Source organism: Azohydromonas aeria, from assembly GCF_009760915.1.
GTDB classification, from domain to species: Bacteria; Pseudomonadota; Gammaproteobacteria; order Burkholderiales; family Burkholderiaceae_C; genus Azohydromonas; species Azohydromonas aeria.
Genome location: NZ_VIDQ01000064.1, coordinates 22010 through 44202 on the forward strand (window position 1 = coordinate 22010; position 22193 = coordinate 44202).

The following is a 22193-nucleotide window of genomic DNA, read 5'->3' on the forward strand; positions in this document are numbered from 1 at the left end:
ATGGGGCGGCCTGCATGGCCGGCGCCGCCTTGCGCTGCCACACTCCCCGGCGCAATCCCGCTGAGGGGCGGGGCACTTGAAGTCGGAGGAGGCGCAATGAGTAGTTGGGTAGCGGCGCGGCATTCCTGCATCCCGTCCCCGTAAGGCGGCACGCCATGTGGATCGCAATCCTGAGCGTGCTGGGGACGCTGGTCGTGGCTTTCGTGGCCATGAACCTGATGTCGGGTGAGAAGAAGATCCAGGAGCAGCTCGACCGGCTCTACGACACCGGCGACCCCCAGTTCCGCCGCTCCATGAGCGTGCTGCTGGGCCCGCCCTTCGTCGAGGGCAACCGCGTGCAGGAGCTGGTCAACGGCGACCAGATCTTCCCGGCCATGCTGCAGGGCATCCGCGGCGCGCGGCACAGCATCACGTTTGAAACCTTCATCTACTGGTCGGGCGCCATCGGCGACAGCTTCGCCCAGGCGCTGGCCGAGCGCGCCCAGGCCGGCGTGCAGGTGCACGTGCTGCTCGACTGGGTCGGCACCATGAAGATGGAGTCGCGCTACCTGGAGGAGATGAAGGCCGCCGGCGTCCAGGTCGAGCGCTACCACCAGCCGCACTGGTCACACCTGGCGCGGCTGAACCAGCGCACGCACCGCAAGGTGCTGGTCATCGACGGCAAGCTGGGCTTCACCGGCGGCGTGGGCATCGCCGACGAGTGGTCGGGCCAGGCGCAGGACGACAAGCACTGGCGCGACACGCATTTCCGCGTCGAGGGCCCGGTGGTGGCGCAGATGCAGGCCGTGTTCATGGACAACTGGATCAAGGCCACCGGCCGCGTGCTGCACGGCGAGACCTACTTCCCGGCGCTGGCGCCGGCCGGCGAGGTGCCGGCGCAAATGTTCAGCAGCTCGCCCACCGGCGGCAGCGAGAGCATGCACCTGATGTACCTGATGGCCATCACGGCGGCGAAGGAAAGCATCGTGCTCTCCAGCAGCTACTTCGTGCCCGACAGCCTGGCGGTGCAGGCGCTGGCCGACGCGCGCCGGCGCGGCGTGCGGGTGCGCATCATCACGCCGGGGCCGCACATCGACGAGGCCACCGTGCGCCGCGCCTCGCGCGCGCGCTGGGGCCCGCTGCTGGAGGCGGGCGTGGAGATGGCCGAGTTCCAGCCCACCATGTTCCATTGCAAGGTGCTGGTGGTGGACGGGCTGCTGGTGTCGGTGGGCTCGACCAACTTCGACAACCGCAGTTTCCGGCTCAACGACGAGGCCAACCTCAACGTGCTGGACCACGACTTCGCGCGGCGCCAGGTCGAGCTCTTCGAGCTGGACTGGCAGCGCAGCCGTCCGACCACGCTGGAAGCCTGGCGCCGGCGGCCGCTGCGGGAAAAGATCATCGAGCACGCGGCCGCGCTGTTGCGGACGCAGCTGTAGGCACCCGGCGCGACGGCCAGGTCGCCAGCAGCAGCCCGGCCAGCGCCAGCGCGCAGGCCAGCGCGTGCAGGGCGGTGACGTGCTCGCCCAGCAGCCCCACGCCGATGGCCGCGGCGGACAGCGGCAGCATCACCGTGAACACGCCGGCCTGCTGCGCCGGCACGCCCTTGAGGCCCTGCATCCACAGCCAGACGCTGACCATGCTGGCCGCCAGCGCGTAGAACACCAGCAGCCCCCAGTCGGCCACGGCCACACCGGTGAAGTCGAAGGACAGCGCCTGCCACAGCCCCAGCGGCGTGACGAGAAGCAGGCCCCAGGCATTGATCAGCGCGCTGATGCGCCGCGGCGTGAGGCTGGCCGTGAGGCGCTTGCCGATGACGACGTAGCTGGCCTCGCACAACACCGCCGCCAGCAGCAGCGCGTAGCCCCACCAGGGCGCGGCGGCCGTGCCGGGCGCGCTGCGCGCGAAGGCCAGCAGCGCGATGCCGGAGACGGCGCAGGCGATGCCCGCGGCCGAGCGCGGCGTGATGCGCTCCTTGAGCAGCGCCCACGACAGCAGCGCCACCGCCGCCGGGATGCCGGCCATGGTCACGCCCGCGGCCAGCGCAGAGGTCGCCTGCACGCCGAAGAGCATGCAGATCGAGAACAGGAAATTGCCGAAGAAGCTCTGCAAGAACAGCCAGCGCTTCTCGCTCGCCCCCAGCACCGGCTCGTCGGCCGGGCGCCGCATCCAGGACGCCATGGCCACGGCCGCGATGCCGAAGCGCAGCCAGGCCAGCAGGAACACCGGGAACACCGCCACCAGCAGCTTCGACAGGCCCACGTAGCTGCCCACCAGCGCCATGCTGGCGGCCAGGTACAGGCAGGAGGACAGGGGTAAATGGGCGGCGCCGGGGCGGACGGGAGCAGACGGGGAAGGCAAGGCGGAAAACGAAGCAACAAACAGGCGTCGCAGTGTGCCTCAGCCACTGAGGGAGGGCGGCGACCCGGCCACGCCGCCCTGCGCTCAGGATTGACGAGCCGCCGTCAGGTGCCGGTCTTGCCCAGCTCCCAGCCCGCCGGCTTGGCCTGCACGCCGGAGCGCTTGCGCTCGGCCGGGTCGGCGCTGATGTAGCGGTAGAGCAGGGCGTCGATCACGCCGCCGACCAGCGGGCCGATCCAGAACAGCCACAGCTGCTCCAGCGCCCAGCCGCCGACGAAGAGGCTCACGCCGGTGCTGCGCGCCGGGTTCACGGAGGTGTTGGTCACGGGGATGCTGATCAGGTGGATCAGCGTCAGGCAGAAGCCGATGGCCAGCGGCGCGAAGCCCGCCGGCGCGCGCTTGTCGGTGGCGCCCATGATCACCAGCAGGAACATCATGGTCAGCACCACCTCCGTGACCGCCGCGGTCATGAGCGTGTAGCCGCCGGGCGAGTGCGAGGCGTAGCCATTGGAGGCCAGCCCGCCGGACAGGCTGAAACCCTCCTTGCCGCTGGCGATGAAATACAGCACCGCGCCGGCCAGGATGGCGCCGATGACCTGGGCCACGATATAGGGCGGCACCTCTTTGCCGGGAAAGCGCCCGCCGGCCCACAAACCCACGGATACCGCGGGATTCAAATGGCAGCCCGAGATGTGGCCGATGGCGTAGGCCATCGTCAGCACGGTGAGGCCGAAGGCCAGCGACACGCCCACCAGCCCGATGCCCAGTTTCCAGCGGCCCCGCGCCCCGCCTCGGGGCACGCAGGCCGGCCGCGGCCGGCATTTCAAATGGCTCGCCCGTCGAATATCAGGCAGGCAGGAGAGTGCCGGCCCCATGACAAGACGCGGCATTGAAACTGCGAAAGCGGCGGGAGAGAAAATCAATAATCGGCGACGAATCTGTCAGGGCGCATTACCGACTATTTCCGCGGTTGCGTTTTGAAAAACCATCTCCCGTCAGGGTTCGGAACGTAATTTTGTCATTCGAATGTCGCATACCATCGCGGTCAATCCGATTCAAATCTGTTTCGAATAAGGGTGCCGAATCGGGCAGGGTCGGGAGCCTTCAATGGAAAGCCGATATTCAGGACGCTGAATCACCAGGCTTTGCCGCACCGGAGCCGGCGGCCGGGGTTTTCGTTGGCAAGGGCGGGGGCTTGGTGCACCGTGCGGGTCGCGGCTGCCTTCGCGGCGGATGAGGAGCTTGTCTCATGCAGAACCCCAGCCCCGTGCCCGTCCTGGCCAAGCTGTGCCGGCCCCAGGGCGACGCGCCACTGCCGCGCCCGCGGCTGTTCGCGCGGCTGGACGCCTGCGCCACGCACCGCATGGCCTGGGTCGCCGGCCCGCCCGGCGCGGGCAAGACCCTGCTGGTCAGCAGCTGGCTGGCGGCGCGGGCGCTGCGCAGCCTGTGGCTGCAGCTCGATGCGGACGATGCCGAGCCGGCCACCTTCTTCCATTACCTGGGGCTGGCAGTGCGGCAGGCCGGCACCGACGCCGCCCTGGACTGGCCCGTGCTGACGCCGGCCTACCTGCCGGGGCTGGCCGGCTTCACGCGGCGCTGCGCGCAGCGCCTGGCCGCGGCCCTGCCGCCGCCGGCCGTGCTGGTGCTGGACAACCACGAGCAACTGCCCGCGGAGGGCGCGCTGCAGGGCGTGCTGCGCGAGCTGGCCCAGGCCCTGCCGCCGGGGCTGTGCCTGCTGGTGCTCAGCCGCGGCGAACCGCCCGAAGCCCTGGCGCGGCTGCGGGTCCACGGCGAGCTGGCGCAGCTGCCGGCCGCGGAGCTGGCGCTGAGCGAGGACGAGGCCGAAGCCCTGGTTCGTGCGCAGGGCGGCGCCCGCGCCGGCGAGGCGCCGGCGCTGGCCCGGGCGCTGCGCGAGCGCACGCAGGGCTGGCTCGCGGGCTTCTCCGTGCTGTTGTCCGAGGCGTGCGGGTCGCAGGGTGAGGCCGCGCCGGAGCGGTCGCGCGAGCTGCTGGCCGGCTACTTCAGCAGCGAGGTGCTCGGCCGCTTCGGGGCGCCGCTGCAGCAGGCGCTGTTGCGCACCGCCTTGCTGCCGTCGATGGGCGCCGACGCGGCGGTGTGCCTCGGCGGCGATCCCGCCGTGGCCCAGGCGCTGGCGGAGCTGCACCGCCAGAACTGCTTCGTGCTGCGCCGCGGCGCCGCGGACCAGCCGGTGTACGAATACCACGCGCTGTTCCGCGGCTTCCTGCTGGAGCGGGCGGCGGCGTGTTTCGGCGCCGCCGAGTGGGCGCGATGCCGGGCCGCCGCCGCGGCGCTGCTGGAAGAGGCCGGACAGTCCGAGGCCGCGGCGGCGCTGTACCGCGACGCGGGCGATGCGGCCGCGCTGGCGGCGCTGGCGCGGCGCGAGGCGCCGGCGCTGCTGGCGGCCGGGCGGCACCGCACGCTGGAGAGCTGGCTCGGCGCGCTGCCGCCGGACGCGTTCGAGCTCGACCCGTGGCTGGGCTGCGCCCGCGCCGCGGCGCGGCTACCCTTCGACCCCGCGGCGGCGCGCGCGCTCTACGCGCAGGCCTGGGCCGCCTTCGACGCGCGCGACGACGCCACCGGCCTCTACACCGCCTGGGCCGGCGTGATGGAGAGCTTCTTCTACGAGTGGCGCGACTTCCGCGGCGCGGATGGCTGGATCGACGCCTACGACCGGCTGCGCGCGCGCCATCCCGACTTCCCGTCGGCCGCGGTCGAGCTGAGGACGTACCTGGCGATGGGCACGCTGCTGCACCGCCGGCCGCAGCACCCGCTGCTGCCGGCCTGGTCGCGGCGCGCGCTGGCGCTGCTGGACAGCGGCGCGCGCGACGCGGCGGTGGTGCTGGGCGGCTACCTGGTGATCTGGACGCTGTGGCGCGGGCGCACGACCGAGGCGCAGGACATCGTCGCGCGTGTCGAGGCCCGGGCGCGCGAGGGTTTGATGCCGCTGGGCGCCATCCTGTGGAGCTGCGCCGTGGCGCTGCTGCACTCGGTGCGCGGCGAGCTCGACGCCTGCCGCGCGCGCGTGGCGCAGGCCCAGGCCGTGGCGCGCCACAACGATCTGCATGCCTTCGACTTCCTGCTGGCGGCGCAGGTGGCGCGCTGCGCCGTCATTGCCGGGGCGCCGGACGAGGCCCGGCAGGCGCTGGCCGACATGGCCCGCACCGTGCGCGACAGCCCCATCAACACCGCCTTCCTGCGCCACCTGCAAAGCGGCGCCGCGGCGCTGCAGGGCGACGCGCCGCGCGCGCTGGCGCTCTCGGAGGCCGCGCTGGAGCAGGCGGTGGAGGGCGGCGTGCCCTTCCTGGAGGCGCATTGCCACCTGGACCGTGCGCGGCTGCGGCTGTCCGCGGGAGAGGCCGACTGGACCGGCTCGCTCACGGCGGCGCGCGCCATCTGCCGGGACATCGGCAGCCCGGTGCTGCTGAACCTGTGCTGCGAGCTGGAGGCGCACGCCGCCCTGGCGCGCGGCAACGCTGCAGCGGCGCGCGCGGCGCTGGAGCAGGCGCTCGGCTTCAGCCAGGCCATGCACGGCGCCACCTGGCTGATGGCCGGCCCCGCGGCCAGCGCCCGGCTCTACGACGCGGCGCTGGCGCAGGGGCTGGCGGTAGAGCACGTGCGCCGGCTCGTCCGCCGCCGTGGCCTGCGCCCGCCCGAAGGCGCCGTGGCGGCCGAGGCCTGGCCGTGGCCGGTGCGCGTCGCGCTGCTGGGCCGCTTCGAGCTGCTGCTCGACGGCGCGCCGCTGAGGGCTTCCGGCAAGCCGCAGCACAAGCCGCTGGAACTGCTGCAGTGCCTGTGCGCCGGCGGCGGGCGCATGGACACCGCGCGCCTGGGCGACGCGCTGTGGCCCGACGCCGAAGGGGATGCCGCCGACCAGGCGCTGCGCACCACGCTGCACCGGCTGCGCAAGCTGCTGGGCGTCGAGGCGGCGCTGCACCTGGAGGGTGGGCAGCTGTGGCTGGACGGGGGCCTGGTGTGGGTGGACGCGCTCGCCTTCGAGCACGAGGCGCGGCAGGCGTTGGCCCCGGCCTCGAACTCGGACGTCGCCTCGCTGCGCCGCGCCCTGGGGCGCTACGCGGGGCCGCTGTTGCCGGGCGTGTCGGCGCCCTGGGCGCTGGCCGGACGCGAGCGGCTGCGTGCCACCTTCCTGCGGCTGGCCGAACGGCTCGTCGCCGCTCTGGAAGCCGCCGGCGACTGGGCTGGCGTGGCCGAGGCCTGCGAGCGGGTGCTGGCGCTGGAGCCGCTGGCCGAGGCGTTCCATTGCCGGCTGATGCAGGCGCATGCGCAGCAAGGGCGGCGTGCCGAGGCGCTGGCTGCGTACAGGCATTGCCGGGCGCTGCTGCTGGCGCAGCTGGGCGTCAGCCCGGCCGAGGCGACGCAGTCGCTGTACCGGCGGCTGGCGCAGGAGTGAAACGCCCCGTCAAAGCCTGTAGCGCAGAATCACCAGCACCGTCAGCAGGCACATCGCGGCATTGGCGATGCTCAGCGCGGCGGCCGGATCGACGCGCCGTCCGTTCTGCTCGTACAGCCACAGCGCCATGGTGACGTTGGCGCCGAGCCAGGTGAGCCAGGTCAGCAGCGAGTGCTGCCCGGACTGGCCGCTGCTCTCGATGGCCCAGATCTGCGGCAGGTACGTCAGCACCCGCGCGCCGTTGAAGAAGGCGAACAGCGCCTGCAGCACCAGCAGCCAGCGCCGCCCGGCGCGGGGTTCAACCGAGGCGGCGTCCATGGCTCAGGCGCCGGACGGCTCGCCGCCGCCGCGCTCGCCGTCGCCGGCGCGCAGCGGGTAGAGCACGAAGCAGCCGCCGGTGCCGTCGGGCTGGCCGCCCAGGTCACCGCGGGTGCAGACGATGGAGCCGACCACGTGGTCGCTGCCCGGGATGAAATAGCCCTTGAGCTCGTTGACCGAGCCCAGGCCCGCGCCGGTCAGCTCCACCGCGGCGGGGCGCTCGGTCGTGGCGGGCAGCAGCCGCCCGGTCACGCGCAGTGCGATCTGCGGCGAGAAGCGCAGCGTGCCCTCAATCTGGCCGGAAGGGCTGGTGAACGCTTCCAGCGTGCCGGGCGGCGACCAGGGCAGCAGCTCCGGCCCGCCCTGCGGCACCGTGGGCGGGGCCTGGCGGAAGCTGCGGTAGTACCAGCGGGTCTCGAAGGTGGCGGATTCCATCGTGTCGTCTCCTTCCTACCGGGGCAGGACGAAAGCTCAACGGCCAGCGCGGCGGGCGCCGGGGCGGTCGATGCGGGCATCGATGGACGGGAGGGTGCGCGGGGGGGTGTTACGGATGGGGTACGGATCTCGAACCCGGACTGGAATCCGGACGGCCCGCAGGCTGCGGCACGGCTGCCCCAAACAAGATTCGTCACCCCGGCGCAGGCCGGGGTCCAGGCGGACCCCAGGCAGGCCGCAAGCCATGCCGATGGAGCGTTGATGCCGCTCCGCAATGGGCAGTCCGAATGCGCATCGATTGATGCGTCAAATTTTTGACAAGTTCAATGCAACAAAACCACTTCGATGATCGGAAACTATTTTGTTTGATCAACGATCGGCATCATTCAAATTTGGCGCGTCCGGACCAATTAATTGGATGCCTTCGGGCGTCCATTGAGCGTAATACTGGCCCAGCCGGCGCTTGCGGTCCAGGGCTTCGGATACTGCTTCGCGCAGGCAGTCAAGTATTGCTAATGATTCGGCGTCGGGCTGATTGGGGATGTAGATGCTGTCAGTGAATTTTTGCTCATGGATCAGCCTTTTCCGTCAAATGCGTGAGCCATTGCGGGTGATAAATGGTTCGGAGATCGCCATTTTGCTGGAATACCAGCTCAGGCGCTTGGCCTTCATTCATGTAGCAGCGGGCGTGATCCACCCGCGCAGCAAACACCTCCAGCAGATTGTGCAGGCTACGCGGGAAGCGCCGTTCGATATCAGCGGCCGGAATGTCATGTCCGCCATGCGTCACGCGCTCCGCAACGCGCTGGCGCGACAGTTCGGCGGTCGGCAGCGCAAGGTAAATCAGTTCGACACGCCAGCCCTCAGCCCTCAGCCGGTCCACCAGCCGCAAATACGTTCGACCGGTCAGCGTGGTTTCCATTTCAGGTCGCTCTGGCAGTGAAGTATTCCGTTCGTCCTGAGGTATCGAAGGATGAATGGCCCCTGCTGAAAAGCCGCCATCCGAGCCTGTCGGATTCGCCCTTCGATACCTCAGGGCGAACGGGTTATTTGCGGACAAGCCATAACCGATGCCTGCAGCAAAATCCGTTCACCCCGCCAACTGCTCCAACTGCTCCCCCAACTCCAGCCACTTCATTTCGAGTTCCTCGATTTCCTCGTCCAGCGCCTTCATTCTCTTGCCCGCCTCCGCCCGCTGCTGCGGCGACAGATCCGGCGCTCCTAAAGCGGCCAGCGCCGCATCGCGCTCCTCGGTGGCGGAGGCCAGCCGCGTCTCCACCTTCTTCAATTCGCTCTTGATCGGCTTGGCCTGCTCATTCAATTTCTGCCGCTGCGCCGCCGCGAGTTTCCTTTCCTCCTTGCGGTTCACCGGTGCCTCGCCCGCGGCGGCTGCCATGGAAACGGCTTCTGCGGCCGCCGCGTCCTTCAGCGCCCGCGCCGCCTCCTTGGCTTGCTCCAGCAGCCAGCGCTGGTAGTCGTCCAGGTCGCCGTCAAACGGCTCCACGCCGCCACGGCTCACCAGCCAGAACTCGTCGCACACCTCACGCAGCAGGGCCCGGTCGTGGCTCACGAGCATGACGGTGCCCTCGAACTCGTTGAGCGCCATCGACAGCGCCTCGCGCGTGGTCAGATCCAGGTGGTTCGTGGGTTCGTCCAGCAGCAGCAGGTTGGGCTTCTGCCAGACCAGGCTGGCCAGCACCAGCCGCGCCTTTTCGCCGCCGGAGAGCGTGCCGATGACCTGCGCCGCCATCTCACCGCCGAAACGGAATTGCCCGAGGAAGTCGCGCAGCTCCTGCTCGCGCGCCTGCGGGCTCACCACCTTGGCCAGGCGGATCATGTGGGAGAGGGGCGTGTCGTCCGCGTGCAGCAGATCCATCTCCTGCTGCGCGAAGTAGCCGATGGTCAGCCCCTTGCCCTCGGTCAGCGTGCCGGCGATCGGCGCCAGCTCGCGCGCGATCGTCTTCACCAGCGTGGACTTGCCTTGCCCGTTGGCGCCCAGGATGCCGATGCGCTGCCCCGCCAGCACCGTGCGGTTGACGTTGCGCACGATCGTCACCGCGCCGCCGTCCGGCTGCGCATAGCCGCATTCCATGGCGCGCAGGCTCAGCATCGGGTTCGGCAGGTTCGCCGGCTCGCGGAACTGGAAACTGAAATCGCTGGCCGTGAGCACCGGCGCCAGCTTCTCCATCCGGTCCAGCGCCTTGACGCGGCTCTGGGCTTGCTTTGCCTTTGTAGCTTTCGCCTTGAAGCGATCGATGAAGCGCTGCAGCTGCGCGATCTTGTCCTGCTGCCGCTCGTAGGCCGAAGCCTGCTGGCTCAGCCGCTCGGCGCGCATGCCCTCGAAGGCGCTGTAGTTGCCGCCGTAGCGGTCCAGCTTGGCGTCCTCCAGGTGCAGCGTCACGCCGGTGATGGCGTCCAGGAACTCGCGGTCGTGCGAGATCACCAGCAGCGTGCCCTTGAAGCGCTGCAGCCAGCCTTCCAGCCACACCAGCGCGTCCAGGTCCAGGTGGTTCGTGGGTTCGTCCAGCAGCAGCAGGTCGGCCGGGCACATCAGCGCCCGCGCCAGCTGCAGCCGCATGCGCCAGCCGCCTGAAAAACTGTTCACCGGGGCGTCGAGCTGGCGCAGGTTGAAGCCCAGGCCCAGCAGCAGCGCCTGCGCGCGCGAGCGCGCGTCGAAGGCGCCGGCTTCCTCCAGCTTGACGTGCGCCTCGGCAATGGCGTGGCCGTCGTTGGCGGATTCGGCGGCGGACAGGGCGTCGCGCGCCTCCACCAGCGGGATGTCGCCCTCCAGCACGAAGTCGGTGGCCGGCTGCTCGGTCTCGGGCATGGCCTGCGCCACCTCGCCCAGGCGCCAGGTCGGCGGGATCTCGAAGTCGCCGGCGTCGGCATGCAGCCGCCCGGCCATCAGCGCGAAGAGGCTCGACTTGCCCGCGCCGTTGCGCCCGACCAGGCCCGCCTTCTCGCCGGGATTGAGCACGACGTTGGCGCCCTCCAGCACCAACTTGGCGCCGCGGCGCAGCGTGACGTTGCGCAGCGTGATCACGGCTTCGCCTCCGGCACGAACGTGGTGAGCATCTCGCGCGTCAGCAGCAGCACCTGGTCGTCGCCGGCGCTCGTGGGCAGCCAGGCCGGGCCCAGGTGCGGGAAGGCGTCCTCGAAATGTTCACGCTCGTGGCCGATCTCCAGCACCAGCACGCCGTGCTCGGTGAGGTGTGCCGGCACGTCGCGCAGCAGCCGGCGCACGAAGTCCATGCCGTCCGTGCCGCCGGCCAGCGCCAGCTCGGGCTCGGCCCGGTACTCGGCCGGCAGCGCCGCCATGCTCTCGGAGTTGACGTAAGGCGGATTGCACAGGATCAGGTCGTAGGCGCCGTCCGCGGCCTGCAGGCCGTCACCCTGGCGCAGCCGGATGCGCTCGGCCAGCTCGTGCTTGTCCACGTTGATGCGCGCCACCTCCAGCGCCTCGGCGCTGAGGTCGGCGGCATCGACCTCTACTTCAGGCCAGGCCAGGGCGGCCAGCACCGCCAGGCTGCCGTTGCCGGTGCACAGGTCGAGCACGCGGCGCGTGTCGGCGCTCAGCCACGCGTCGAGCGTGCCGTCGGCCAGCGGCTCGGCAATGAGCGAGCGCGGCACGATGGTCCGTTCATCGACGTAGAAGGGCACGCCCTGCAGCCAGGCCTCCTTGGTGAGGTAGGCGGCGGGCTTGCGCGTGGCGATGCGCTCGTCCACCAGCGCCTCCACGGCGGCGATCTCACCGGGCGACAGCTCGCGCTCGGCCACGCCGTCCAGGTCGTCCAGCGGCAGGCCCAGCTTCCACAGCGTCAGCCACGCGGCCTCGTCGAAGGCGTTGGTGGTGCCGTGGCCGAAGCTGACGCCGGCGTCTTCCAGGCGCTGGGCGCAGCGCTCCAGCAGGGTGATGAGGTTCATGACGTTCAGGCCTCGGCCTTGGTCACCAGCAGCCGCTCCAGCGTGCGCCGGTAGATGTTCTTGAGCCCTTCGACGCTGGCCGCGTCCACGTGCTCGTCGATCTTGTGGATGGTCGCGTTCACCGGCCCGAACTCCACCACCTGCGGGCAGACCCTGGCGATGAAGCGGCCGTCCGAGGTGCCGCCGGTGGTGGACAGCTCGGTCCGGAGGCCGGTCTCGTCGGCAATCGCGCCGGCCAGCGCCGTGCACAGGCTGCCCTCGCGCGTGAGGAAGGGCTGGCCGCTCAGCGCCCAGCTCAGCTCGTACTGCAGGCCGTGCTTCTCCAGCACGTTCACGACCCGCTGCTTGAGCCCCTCGGCCGTGCTCTCTGTGCTGAAGCGGAAGTTGAAGTCCACCACCGCCTCGCCCGGAATCACGTTGCCCGCGCCAGTGCCGGCGTGCAGGTTGGAGATCTGGAAGCTCGTGGGCGGGAAGTGCTCGTTGCCGCGGTCCCACTCGATGCGCACCAGCTCGGCCAGGGCCGGCGCCAGCTCGTGCAGCGGGTTGCGCGCCAGCTGCGGGTAGGCGATGTGGCCCTGCACGCCGATGACGCGCAGCTTGCCCGACAGCGACCCGCGCCGCCCGTTCTTGATCATGTCGCCCAGCTGGTTGACCGAGGTCGGCTCGCCCACGATGCAGGCATCGAGCCGCTCGTTGCGCTGCTGCAGCAGCTCCACCAGCCGGACGGTCCCGTCGGTGCCCGGACCTTCCTCGTCGCTGGTGACCATGAAGGCGATCGAGCCGGCATGGTCCGGATGCGCGGCCACGAATTCCTCCACCGCCACGACCATGGCGGCGATCGAAGTCTTCATGTCCGCCGCGCCGCGCCCGTATAGCTTCCCGCCCCGGTGCGTGGGCACGAAGGGGTCGGAAGTCCACTGCGCCAGCGGCCCCGTCGGCACCACGTCGGTGTGGCCGGCAAAGGCGAAGGCGCAGCCGGGCTGCGTGCCGCGGCGGATGGCCCAGAGGTTGGCGACGCGGAAGGTGTCCGGGCCGTGCTGCAGCAGCTCGCACTCGAAGCCCAGCGGCCGCAGGCGCTGCGCGAGGAGTTCCTGGCAGCCGGCGTCCTCGGGCGTGACGGAGCGGCGCGCGATCAGCGCCTCGGCGAGTTCTAGGGTGGTGGTCATGGCGACACGCAGCAGGGACGGGACTTCAGGGGGCGCTTCAAGGAAAGCCCATGGTGGCCGGACGAAACGCGGGCCGCAGCCCACCCAGTCGTCATGCCCGCGCACGCGGGCATCCATGTTGGGCCGTCCGCCAGGACGGCGGCTTTGCGTCACGCCTTGTTGAACGCCGGCCTTTCGGCCGGCAAAAAAATGGATGCCCGCTTTCGCGGGCATGACGACTTCTTTTCCTTGGCTTGCGCCTCGGCAGGATCAATCGCGCAGCAGGTCGTTCAGGCTGGTCTTGGCGCGGGTCTGCGCATCGACCTTCTTCACGATCACGGCGCAGTACAGGCTGTACTTGCCGTCGGCGCTGGGCAGGTTGCCGCTGACCACGACCGAGCCCGCGGGAATGCGGCCGTACGTGATCTCGCCGGTGGCACGGTCATAGATCTTGGTGCTCTGGCCGATGTACACGCCCATGCTGATCACGGAGTTCTCTTCCACGATCACGCCTTCGACCACTTCCGAGCGCGCGCCGATGAAGCAGTTGTCCTCGATGATGGTCGGGTTCGCCTGCAGCGGCTCCAGCACGCCGCCGATGCCCACGCCGCCGGACAGGTGCACGTTCTTGCCGATCTGCGCGCACGAGCCCACGGTGGCCCAGGTGTCCACCATGGTGTTCTCATCGACGTAGGCGCCGATGTTCACGTAGGAGGGCATCAGGATCGCGCCGCGCGCGATGAAGCTGCCGCGCCGCGCCACGGCCGGGGGCACCACGCGCACGCCGCTGGCGCGCATCTCTTCTTCCGGCGCGGTGCCGAACTTGGTGTCCACCTTGTCGTAGAAGCCCAGGTCGCCGCTGCGGATGATCTGGTTGTCCTTGAGGCGGAAGCTCAGCAGCACCGCTTTCTTGATCCACTGGTGCACCGTCCACTGGCCCACGCCCTCGCGCGTGGCCACGCGCAGGCGGCCGGCGTTGAGGTCGGCGATCACCGTTTCCACGGCCTCGCGCACTTCGGCCGGGGCGCTCGTGGGCGAGAGGTTGGCGCGGTTGTCCCACGCGGCGTCGATGACGGCTTGCAGTTGCTGGCTCATGGCAGTCCTTGGTTTGAATTGGTGGGTGATGCCCGGGCGTGCGGCTCAGGCGTGCGCCCGGGTGTAGGCGACGATGCGTTGCGCGGCTTCCAGGCATTCCTCGACGCCGGCCACCAGGGCCATGCGGATGCGGCCCCGGCCGGGGTTGACGCCGTGCGCGTCGCGGGCCAGCAGGCTGCCCGGCAGCACCGCGACATTGTATTGAGCGAGCAGCCCCAGGCTGAACGCGATGTCGTCCCCGCCCGGCACGCCGGCCCAGAGATAGAAGCTCGCGTCCGGCAGCTTCACGTCCAGCACCTCGGCCAGGATCGGCGTGACCAGCTCGAACTTCCTGCGGTACAGCGCGCGGTTCTCGATCACGTGCGCCTCGTCGTTCCAGGCCGCGATGCTCGCCGCCTGCACCACGCCGCTCATGGCGCTGCCGTGGTACGTCCGGTACAGCAGGAAGCTCTTGAGGATCGAAGCGTCGCCGGCGACGAAGCCCGAGCGCATGCCGGGCACGTTGGAGCGCTTCGAGAGGCTGGTCAGCACGATGAGGCGCCGGAAGTCGTCACGGCCCAGCAGCTTCGCGGCCTGCAGCGCGCCCAGCGGCGCGTCGTCGCGGAAATAGATCTCCGAGTAGCACTCGTCGCTGGCGATCACGAAGCCGTGCCGGTCGCTGAGCTCGAACAGCATCTTCCACTCGTCCAGCGGCGCCACCGCGCCGGTCGGGTTGCCGGGCGAGCAGACGTAGAGCAGTTGCGTGCGCGACCAGGTCGCGTCGTCGATGGCCGACCAGTCGGGCGCGAAGTTGCGCGCCGGGTCGCTGTTGGCGAACACCACGTCGGCCCCGGCCAGCAGCGCCGCGCCCTCGTAGATTTGATAGAACGGATTCGGGCAGACCACCGTGGCGCCGGCCTTCGTCGGGTCGATCACGGTCTGCGCCAGCGCGAACAGCGCCTCGCGCGAGCCGTTGACCGGCAGCACCTGCGTGGCGGCGTCGAGCGCCACGCCGTAGCGGCGCTGCACCCAGCCCGCGCAGGCCTCGCGCAGCGCGGCGCTGCCGGCCGTGGGCGGGTAGCCGGAGAGCTCCTGCAGGTTGCCGCACAGCGCCTGCTCCACCAGCGCGGGCGTGGCGTGCTTGGGCTCGCCGATGCCCAGGCTGATCGGCCGCAGCGCCGGGTTCGGAACGATGTCCTTGGTGAGCGCGCGCAGCCGCTCGAAGGGATAGGGGTTGAGTCGTTGCAGCAGGGGATTCATGGCCGGAGGGCTTCGCGCCTGAAGTGATGCGGGCGGGTGGCGGTCGGGTGGCGGGCGCTGGCGGCGGGACGGCGCGCGCGGCCTCCACGGGAACGGCGGTGGCGCGCAGCCGGCGCGGTGGGTGACCGGGTCCGCGTCCGCGAAAAAGGCGCCAGTTTACCCAGCACCCCCCGCCACGCCGGGCCCGGGGCGCGCCGGCGACCGGTGGCGGCGCCAAAGGTTCCCGCGCGCGGCGCGATTCCGCACGGATGCGGGGGAATGCGGCCCGGGGCGCATCCGCGCCGAGGCGGGCGGCGTAACGGTCCTCAGCAGGCTCGACGCCGCCGCGAAACAGGCGGCGCGGGCGCTGCGCTTCGTTACCCACCCGACAACTCGGAGTCGCTCCCATGCTGTTCCACAAGAAGACCCTCACCGCCGCGGCCGCCGCCGCGCTCGTCCTGTCGCTGGCCGCCTGCGGCGGCAGCGGCGATGACGACGACGATGCCCCCCCGCCGCCGGTGGCCGTGGGCGACACGGTGCTGCTGACCGCCTCCGGGCGGCTGCTGTCCTTCGACCGCGCCACGCCCGGCACGCAGGTCGGCAGCGTGGCCGTCACCGGGCTGGCCGCCGGCGAGACGCTGCTGGGCATCGACGTGCGCCCGGCCGACGGGCAGCTCTACGCGCTGTCCAGTGCCGGGCGGCTCTACACGCTCGATCCCGCCACCGGCGCGGCAACGCTCAAGTCCACGCTCGTGGCCGACGCCGCCGACACGAGCGCGCCCTTCACCGCGCTGGCCGGCACGCGCTTCGGCGTGGACTTCAACCCGGTGGCCGACCGGCTGCGCGTGGTCGGCGACACCGGCCAGAACCTGCGCATCAACGTGGACAGCGGCGCCACCATCACCGACGGCGCCATCGCCGCGCCGGCCGGCACCACGGCCAGCGTCACGGCCGCGGCCTACACCAACAGCTTCGCCGGCACCGCCACCACGCTGCTCTACGACATCGACGCCGCCACCGGCCGGCTGCACGTGCAGAACCCGCCCAACGACGGCGTGCTCGACGCCGGCGTGGCGCTGGGCGTGACGGGCACGGCCGTCAACGGCTTCGACATCGATGCCGCCAACAACCAGGGCTACGTGGTGCTGGAGTCCGGCGGCGCGCGCACGCTGCACCGCATCGACCTGGCCGCGGCCACGCCCACGGTCACGGCGCTGGGCGCGGTGGGCGGGGGCGAGGCGGTCGTGGGCCTGGCGCTGCGCCAGGCCGCGCGCGCCACCGCCTGGGGCCTGACCACCGACAACCGGCTCGTGAGCTTCGACCCGCGCGCGCCCGGCACGCTCACCGGCAACGTCGCCATCACCGGGCTGGCCGCGGGCGAGACGGTGGCGGGCATCGACTTCCGGCCCGCCGACGGCCGGCTCTACGCGCTGGCGCGGCTGGGCACGGGCGGGCGGCTCTACACCATCGACCCGGCCACCGGCGCGGCCACGGCCGGGCCGGCGCTGGTCAACAGCCCGGCCAACGCCGTGCCCTTCGCCGGCCTGGCCGGCACGGCCTTCAGCGTGGACTTCAACCCCGCGGCCGACCGGCTGCGCGTGATCGGCGACGGCGGCCAGAGCCTGCGCATCAACGTGGCCGACGGCGGGGTGCTGGTGGACGGCAGCGTCAACCGCGCCGGCACGCCCACGCCGGTGGCGGCCGCGGCCTACACCAACAACTTCGCCATGACGGTGCCCGCGACCACGCTGTTCGACCTGGACGCCGCCGCCGACGTGCTGGCGCGGCAGGACCCGCCCAACGCCGGCACGCTGGTGGACGTGGGCGCGCTGGGGCTGGACATCGGCGCGGCGGCCTTCGACATCGCCGGCGGCGGCAACGCCGCCTACGCGGCCTTCGGCACGGCGGGCACGGGGCCGTTCTCGCTGTACGCGGTGTCGCTGGCCACCGGCGCGGCCACGCCGCTGCCCGCCGCGGGCGGGGCCGCCTCGCAGATCGGCGGCCCCACGGGGCCGGCGCTGCTGGACATCGCCGTGCGGGTGCAATGAGGGAGTGAGAGGTCCAGACGGTTCAATGCGTCTGGGAGCTTGCCGGCGGGTCGGTCATGCCCGCCGGCTTTTTTTGTCTTGACCGGCGCCGGCGGCCGGGTCAGAGCTTTCCGACGCAGTTGGGCGCGCCGCACTGGCAGCGCAGCTTGCCCTCGTGGTGCGTCTCGCCGTAGTTCACCGTGATCTCCTCGCCGGGCACGATGGCGCGCAGCGCGTAGAACTCGACGCGCCCCTGGCGGATGCACAGCCGCGCGTTGGGCGAGCAGGAGTGGTTGGTGAATCGCATCGGGTCGGTGGAGCGGTGGAAGTCGATGGCCTTCTTCTCCGACACCTCCACGATCATCACGCGCTCGTGGCGCGTGGCGCGGATGCGCGCGGCCTCGACGCTGATCGACTCGCCGCGGATCTCGCCGATCTTGACCCGCGGCGGGATCGGCTCCTTCGCGAACACGCCATGCCCGTCGATGAGGCTGCGCTGCACCAGCACGTCGAATTTCTGCCAGGGCGGCCGCACCACCGGCGGCGCGGCCGCGGGCTCATTGCCTGAGCCTGCGGCGGCAGGTGCGGACGCGGCGTCGTCGTGCGGCTGGGCCATGGCGGGGCTTACAGCAGGCCGCGCTCTTCGGCGTGCGCGGGCAGGTCCACGCGCGGCTGCGGCTTCCAGCCGCGCTTGCGGTGCTCGGCCACGACGTTGGTGTAGATGCCGCCGCGCACGTACCACTTGGCGGTGATGCGCGCGTAGCGCGGCTTCGTCGCCTTCACGATGTCGTCGAGGATGGTGTTGGTCACCTTCTCGTGGAACGCGCCTTCGTTGCGGTAGCTCCAGAAGTACATCTTCAGGCTCTTGAGCTCCACGCACAGCTCGTCCGCGATCATGTCGATCGTGAAGTGCGCGAAGTCGGGCTGGCCGGTGAGCGGGCAGTGGCAGGTGAACTCGGGCACCTGGAACTGGATCACGTAGTCGCGGTCCGGCGCCGGGTTGGGGAACACGTGCAGCTCCTTGCTCGGGGCGCTAGGCGGGTTCGGCGGCATCTGGCGCTGGCGGCTGGCGGGCAGCTTCCCGGCGGCGGTCTTCTTGCGGGATGCGGCGGGGGCGGCGGTCTTGGCGGCTGTGCGGGCGGCGGCCTTCTTGGCGGCGGGTGCCGCGGTCTTGCTGGGCATTTGAAAGAACTTCGAAAGGATTCGTGACCGCCGGGGCGGCGAGGGGCGCGATGGTATCATCCGGCCCGCTTCAGCCTGGCGCGCCCGCGCTAATTTCCCTTAGGAATCAACTACTTGGCATGCGGCGGTGAATATCCGCCAAGGCCACGGCGCTTTTGCATGCGGCTCAACCAGATCAAGCTCTCCGGTTTCAAGTCTTTCGCCGAACCGACCACCTTCCAGTTGCCCGGGCAGCTCGTGGGCGTGGTCGGCCCCAATGGCTGCGGCAAGTCCAACATCATGGACGCGGTGCGCTGGGTGCTGGGCGAATCGAAGGCCAGCGAGCTGCGCGGCGAGTCGATGCAGGACGTGATCTTCAACGGCTCGGGCAACCGCAAGCCCGCCAGCCGCGCCAGCGTCGAGCTGGTCTTCGACAACGCCAGCGCGCGTGCCGGCGGCCCGTGGAGCCGCTATGGCGAGATCGCCGTCAAGCGCGTGCTCACGCGTGACGGCACCAGCAGCTACTACATCAACAACCAGCCCGTGCGCCGGCGCGACGTGCAGGACGTGTTCCTCGGCACCGGCCTCGGGCCCCGTGCCTACGCCATCATCGGCCAGGGCACCATCAGCCGGATCATCGAGAGCAAGCCCGAGGAGCTGCGCCTCTTCCTCGAAGAGGCCGCCGGCGTGTCGAAGTACAAGGAGCGCCGCCGCGAGACCGAAGCCCGGCTGCGCGACACGCGCGAGAACCTGCTGCGCGTCGAGGACATCCTGCGCGAGCTCAACAGCAACCTCGCCAAGCTGGAGAAGCAGGCCGAGGTCGCCGAGCGCTACACGAAGCTGCAGGAGCAGGGCACGCTCAAGCTGCACCAGCTCTGGTTCCTCAAGCACCGCGACGCGAGCATCGAGGAAGAGCGCGTCAAGGCCGCCATCGTCGAGGCGCAGGCCGTGCTGGCGCAGCGCATGGAAGAGCTGGCCCAGGTCGAGGCCGAGCTGGAGGAGGTCAAGGGCGCGCACCTGGCCGCCAGCGACGCGCTGCACGTCGAGCAGGGGCGGCTGTCCGAAGCGGCGCTGGAGGTGAGCCGGCTGGAGGAGCGCATCCGCTACGTGGCCGAGGGCCGCGAGCGGGCGCAGCAGCGCCTGGATGAGTTGCGCGCGCAGGACGCGCAATGGAGCGCGCGGCGCGAGCAGGCCGCCGAGGAGCTGGAGCTCATCGCGGAAAGGATCGCCGTGGCCGAGGAGCAGGCCGAGGTGCTGGCGGCGCAGGCCGAGGAGCAGGCCGAGCGTCTGCCCGAGGCCGAGGAGGCGCAGCGCGAAGCCGCCGCCCGCGTCGCGGCGAAGCACCAGCGCGTGGTGCTGGTGCAGCAGCAGCTGCAACTGCTGGCCGCCGACGGCCGCCACATGCAGGAGCAGCAGCGCCAGATCAACAGTCGGCGCGAGCGCTTGCACGGCGAAGGCAAGGCGCTGCAGGTGCCCGACGCCGACGAGCTGGCCGAGCTGCAGCAGCGCAGCGAGGACGCCGCCGCGACGCAGGCGCAGATCGAGGAGCAGCTGCACGCCCTCGGCGAGGACGTGCCGCAGCTCGACGCCGCGCGGCGCGAGGCGCAGCAGGCGCTCAATGCCGAGAGCGCGCGCCAGGCCCAGGTCACCGCGCGGCTGCAGGCGCTGCGCGCGCTGCAGGAGAAGGTACAGACCGAGGGCAAGCTCAAGCCCTGGCTGGCCAAGCACGGCCTGGACAGCCTGCAGGGGCTGTGGAAGCAGCTGCACATCGAGCCGGGCTGGGAGACGGCGCTGGAGTCGGCGCTGCGCGAGCGGCTCTCCGCGCTGCCCGTGGGGCGGCTCGACACCGTGCGCGCCTTCGAACGCGACGCGCCGCCGGCGAAGCTGGCCTTCTATCACGCGCCCGACGCGGCGCTGGCCAGCACGCACCGCACGCTGCCGCGGCTGTCCGAGCTGCTGCGGCTCACCGACAAGGGGCTGCAGGCGCTGCTGGCCGACTGGCTCGAAGGCATCTACACCGCGCCGAACCTGGAAGAGGCGCTCAGGAGCCGCGAGGCGCTGACGCACGGCGAGTGGATCGTCACCCGCGACGGCCATGCCGTGTCGCAGTACGCCGTGAGCTTCTATGCCCCGGACAGCGAGCAGGCCGGGCTGCTGCAGCGCGCGCAGGAGATCGAGCAGTTGCAGGCGCAACAGGCCGAGGCCGCGCGCGCCGTGGAGGAGGCCCAGGCGCGCCAGCGCCGCGCCGAGAGCGCCTACGGCGAGGCCGCGCAGCAGCTGGGCACGCTGCGGCGCAGCGCGGCCGAGGCGCAGACTCAGGCGCACAAGCTGCACGTCGAGTGGTTCAAGCTGCACCAGCAGGCGCAGGCCGCGGCCGGGCGCAAGGCGCAGCTGCAGGACGAAGTCGCGGAGCTGGACGCGCAGCTCGAAGCGCTGGCCGCGCGCCAGGCCGAGGACGAGGCGAAGTTCGAAGAGCTGGACCTGCAGCTGGCGCAGGTGCAGGAAGACGAGGCCGCCGCGCAGGAGCATGCCGCGCAGGCGGAAGGCCGCGTGGCGCAGGCCCGCGAGCAGCTGCGCGCGCTGGAGCGGCGCGCGCAGGAAGCGCAGTTCGAGACCCGATCCCTGGCCGCGCGCCGCGGCGAGCTGCAGCGTGCGCTGGAGACGGCCGCGCGCCAGCTGCAGGACAACGCGCAGGCCGCGTCGCAGGTGGCCATCGAGCTGGCGGCGTTCGATGACGCCGCCGCGCAGGAAGGGCTGACGCAGGCGCTGGCCTTGCGGCGCGAGCGCGAGCAGGCGCTGGCCGCGCAGCGCCGCGGCTACGACGAGCTCAGCCTGCGGCTGCGCCAGTGCGACGAGCGCCGGCTGATGGTCGAGCGCGGGCTGCAGCCGCTGCGCGACCAGATCACGCGGCTGCAGCTGGAGCAGCAGGCCGCCACCCTCGGCGGCGCCCAGTACCTGGAGCAGCTGACCCACGCGCATGCCGACCTGGCCGCGATCCAGCGCTCGGTCGAAGCCGGGCAAGTGAAATTGTGGGGACTGCAGGGCGAGATCGACCGCATCCAGCGCGAGATCACCGGCCTGGGCGCGGTGAACCTGGCCGCGCTGGAGGAGCTGGGCGCGGCGCGCGAGCGCAAGGAGTTCCTCGACAAGCAGTACGCCGACCTGACGGATGCGATCGGCACGCTGGAGGACGCGATCCGGCGCATCGACCTGGAGACGCGCGAGCTGCTGTCGAGCACGTTCGACCGTGTCAACGAGGGTTTCGGGACCATGTTCCCGAGCCTGTTCGGCGGCGGGCAGGCGCGGCTGGTGATGACGGGCTCGGAGATCCTGGACGCCGGCGTGCAGGTGATGGCGCAACCGCCGGGCAAGAAGAACAGCACCATCCACCTGCTTTCCGGCGGGGAGAAGGCGCTCACCGCCATCGCGCTGGTGTTCGCCATCTTCCAGCTGAACCCGGCGCCGTTCTGCCTGCTCGACGAAGTCGATGCGCCGCTGGACGATGCCAACACCGAGCGCTATGCGCGCCTGGTGACGAAGATGAGCCAGGCCACGCAGTTCCTGTTCATCAGCCATAACAAGATCGCCATGGAAATGGCGCAGCAGCTCGTGGGCGTGACCATGCAGGAGCAGGGTGTGTCACGCATCGTTGCCGTGGACATGGAGGCGGCGCTCGGCATGGCCGAATCCGCCTGACACTGATCCCCGCCTGAAACCGATTCGAAGAAAACGCCAAGGGACCCCTGATGCCTTCGATGAGCCTGACCCTCGCCCTGTCCATCCTTGCCGGCGTGGTGCTGTTGCTGCTGGTGGTGCAAAGCATCTGGAGCGCGCGCAAGAACGCGCCGCGCCGGGCCGATCCCGCCGCGGCCACGCCCGCGGCGCCGCGCGTGGAGCCGCCGCTGGGCGGAGACATGGTGGCCGCGCCGGCGCCCGTGCCGGCGGGCGCGCAGGGCGCGGAGCTGGTGGACGCACGCCACGGCGGCGACGCCGCGACGGCCGCCGCCGGCGTGGCCGTGGGCCTGGCGGCCGAGGCCGTGGCCCCGGGCGGGGACCCGGCCGCGGAGCCGTCCGCGCCCGGGGCCGGCGGCATGGCGGGCG

Annotated in this window: 16 protein-coding genes and 1 pseudogene; 5 read left to right on the forward strand and 12 right to left on the reverse strand. The window is 71.2% G+C overall.

Annotation, left to right across the window (positions count from 1 at the left end):
- Nucleotides 1-155 precede the first annotated feature (155 nt).
- Complete coding sequence (locus FJ694_RS27175; protein WP_157270678.1) at nt 156-1418, forward strand: phospholipase D-like domain-containing protein; 1263 nt, start codon at nt 156-158, stop codon at nt 1416-1418.
- Here the strand turns inward: FJ694_RS27175 and FJ694_RS27180 are convergent.
- On the reverse strand, nt 1378-2262 hold the full coding sequence (locus FJ694_RS27180; RefSeq protein ID WP_232540242.1) for a DMT family transporter: 885 nt from the start codon (nt 2260-2262) through the stop codon (nt 1378-1380). The genes FJ694_RS27175 and FJ694_RS27180 overlap by 41 nt on opposite strands.
- A gap of 182 nt (nt 2263-2444) precedes the next feature.
- Nucleotides 2445-3140 carry an aquaporin Z gene (gene aqpZ, locus FJ694_RS27185; protein WP_232540243.1) on the reverse strand — a complete coding sequence of 232 codons (696 nt, stop codon included), beginning with the start codon at nt 3138-3140 and terminating at the stop codon, nt 2445-2447.
- A 449-nt stretch (nt 3141-3589) separates the two neighbouring features.
- Between aqpZ and FJ694_RS27190 the strand changes: the two genes are divergently transcribed.
- Nucleotides 3590-6769 carry an AfsR/SARP family transcriptional regulator gene (locus FJ694_RS27190; protein WP_157270680.1) on the forward strand — a complete coding sequence of 1060 codons (3180 nt, stop codon included), beginning with the start codon at nt 3590-3592 and terminating at the stop codon, nt 6767-6769.
- 9 nt (nt 6770-6778) lie between these two features.
- On the opposite strand, the gene FJ694_RS27195 is transcribed toward FJ694_RS27190, so the two are convergent.
- From FJ694_RS27195 to dapC, 8 genes are all read right to left on the reverse strand, one after another.
- On the reverse strand, nt 6779-7087 hold the full coding sequence (locus FJ694_RS27195) for a hypothetical protein (RefSeq protein ID WP_157270681.1): 309 nt from the start codon (nt 7085-7087) through the stop codon (nt 6779-6781).
- A 3-nt stretch (nt 7088-7090) separates the two neighbouring features.
- A complete protein-coding gene (locus FJ694_RS27200; RefSeq protein ID WP_157270682.1) occupies nt 7091-7522 on the reverse strand; it encodes a hypothetical protein in 432 nt (143 codons plus the stop codon).
- Nucleotides 7523-8090: 568 nt separating this feature from the next.
- Entirely contained in the window at nt 8091-8444 is a 354-nt protein-coding gene (locus FJ694_RS27205; protein WP_198321018.1) for a hypothetical protein, read from the reverse strand.
- Nucleotides 8445-8612: 168 nt separating this feature from the next.
- Entirely contained in the window at nt 8613-10565 is a 1953-nt protein-coding gene (locus FJ694_RS27210) for an ABC-F family ATP-binding cassette domain-containing protein (RefSeq protein WP_157270683.1), read from the reverse strand.
- The gene (prmB, locus tag FJ694_RS27215) at nt 10562-11446 is read right to left on the reverse strand and encodes a 50S ribosomal protein L3 N(5)-glutamine methyltransferase (RefSeq protein WP_157270684.1); all 885 of its coding nucleotides are present in this window, start codon (nt 11444-11446) and stop codon (nt 10562-10564) included. Before prmB ends, FJ694_RS27210 begins: the two co-directional genes overlap by 4 nt.
- Before the next feature lie 5 nt (nt 11447-11451).
- The gene (dapE, locus tag FJ694_RS27220; protein WP_157270685.1) at nt 11452-12612 is read right to left on the reverse strand and encodes a succinyl-diaminopimelate desuccinylase; all 1161 of its coding nucleotides are present in this window, start codon (nt 12610-12612) and stop codon (nt 11452-11454) included.
- Between the two features lie 249 nt (nt 12613-12861).
- A complete protein-coding gene (gene dapD / locus FJ694_RS27225; RefSeq protein ID WP_157270686.1) occupies nt 12862-13686 on the reverse strand; it encodes a 2,3,4,5-tetrahydropyridine-2,6-dicarboxylate N-succinyltransferase in 825 nt (274 codons plus the stop codon).
- Nucleotides 13687-13731: 45 nt separating this feature from the next.
- On the reverse strand, nt 13732-14925 hold the full coding sequence (gene dapC / locus FJ694_RS27230; RefSeq protein ID WP_157270687.1) for a succinyldiaminopimelate transaminase: 1194 nt from the start codon (nt 14923-14925) through the stop codon (nt 13732-13734).
- Nucleotides 14926-15311: 386 nt separating this feature from the next.
- On the opposite strand from dapC, the gene FJ694_RS27235 reads away from it, so the two are divergent.
- Complete coding sequence (locus FJ694_RS27235) at nt 15312-16952, forward strand: DUF4394 domain-containing protein (RefSeq protein ID WP_157270688.1); 1641 nt, start codon at nt 15312-15314, stop codon at nt 16950-16952.
- A 100-nt stretch (nt 16953-17052) separates the two neighbouring features.
- Here the strand turns inward: FJ694_RS27235 and FJ694_RS27240 are convergent, their stop codons facing one another.
- Together FJ694_RS27240 and queF are read right to left on the reverse strand one after the other, a co-directional pair.
- On the reverse strand, nt 17053-17547 hold the full coding sequence (locus tag FJ694_RS27240) for an SET domain-containing protein (RefSeq protein ID WP_157270689.1): 495 nt from the start codon (nt 17545-17547) through the stop codon (nt 17053-17055).
- A gap of 8 nt (nt 17548-17555) precedes the next feature.
- The gene (gene queF, locus FJ694_RS27245) at nt 17556-17984 is read right to left on the reverse strand and encodes a preQ(1) synthase (RefSeq protein ID WP_157270695.1); all 429 of its coding nucleotides are present in this window, start codon (nt 17982-17984) and stop codon (nt 17556-17558) included.
- A 288-nt stretch (nt 17985-18272) separates the two neighbouring features.
- Between queF and smc the strand changes: the two genes are divergently transcribed.
- Together smc and FJ694_RS27255 are read left to right on the forward strand one after the other, a co-directional pair.
- A complete protein-coding gene (gene smc / locus FJ694_RS27250; RefSeq protein WP_157270690.1) occupies nt 18273-21788 on the forward strand; it encodes a chromosome segregation protein SMC in 3516 nt (1171 codons plus the stop codon).
- A gap of 59 nt (nt 21789-21847) precedes the next feature.
- Nucleotides 21848-22193, forward strand: a pseudogene (locus tag FJ694_RS27255) (hypothetical protein); the annotation flags it as partial.

What these genes read in the sequence shown, in the direction of transcription:
- FJ694_RS27175 (WP_157270678.1), top strand. Translation starts at nt 156, where the DNA reads ATGTGGATCGCAATCCTGAGCGTGCTGGGGACGCTGGTCGTGGCTTTC.
- FJ694_RS27180 (WP_232540242.1), bottom strand. Translation starts at nt 2,262, where the DNA reads ATGGCGCTGGTGGGCAGCTACGTGGGCCTGTCGAAGCTGCTGGTGGCG.
- FJ694_RS27190 (WP_157270680.1), top strand. Translation starts at nt 3,590, where the DNA reads ATGCAGAACCCCAGCCCCGTGCCCGTCCTGGCCAAGCTGTGCCGGCCC.
- FJ694_RS27195 (WP_157270681.1), bottom strand. Translation starts at nt 7,087, where the DNA reads ATGGACGCCGCCTCGGTTGAACCCCGCGCCGGGCGGCGCTGGCTGCTG.
- FJ694_RS27200 (WP_157270682.1), bottom strand. Translation starts at nt 7,522, where the DNA reads ATGGAATCCGCCACCTTCGAGACCCGCTGGTACTACCGCAGCTTCCGC.
- FJ694_RS27205 (WP_198321018.1), bottom strand. Translation starts at nt 8,444, where the DNA reads ATGGAAACCACGCTGACCGGTCGAACGTATTTGCGGCTGGTGGACCGG.
- prmB (WP_157270684.1), bottom strand. Translation starts at nt 11,446, where the DNA reads ATGAACCTCATCACCCTGCTGGAGCGCTGCGCCCAGCGCCTGGAAGAC.
- dapE (WP_157270685.1), bottom strand. Translation starts at nt 12,612, where the DNA reads ATGACCACCACCCTAGAACTCGCCGAGGCGCTGATCGCGCGCCGCTCC.
- dapD (WP_157270686.1), bottom strand. Translation starts at nt 13,686, where the DNA reads ATGAGCCAGCAACTGCAAGCCGTCATCGACGCCGCGTGGGACAACCGC.
- dapC (WP_157270687.1), bottom strand. Translation starts at nt 14,925, where the DNA reads ATGAATCCCCTGCTGCAACGACTCAACCCCTATCCCTTCGAGCGGCTG.
- FJ694_RS27235 (WP_157270688.1), top strand. Translation starts at nt 15,312, where the DNA reads ATGCTGTTCCACAAGAAGACCCTCACCGCCGCGGCCGCCGCCGCGCTC.
- FJ694_RS27240 (WP_157270689.1), bottom strand. Translation starts at nt 17,547, where the DNA reads ATGGCCCAGCCGCACGACGACGCCGCGTCCGCACCTGCCGCCGCAGGC.
- queF (WP_157270695.1), bottom strand. Translation starts at nt 17,984, where the DNA reads ATGCCGCCGAACCCGCCTAGCGCCCCGAGCAAGGAGCTGCACGTGTTC.
- smc (WP_157270690.1), top strand. Translation starts at nt 18,273, where the DNA reads ATGCGGCTCAACCAGATCAAGCTCTCCGGTTTCAAGTCTTTCGCCGAA.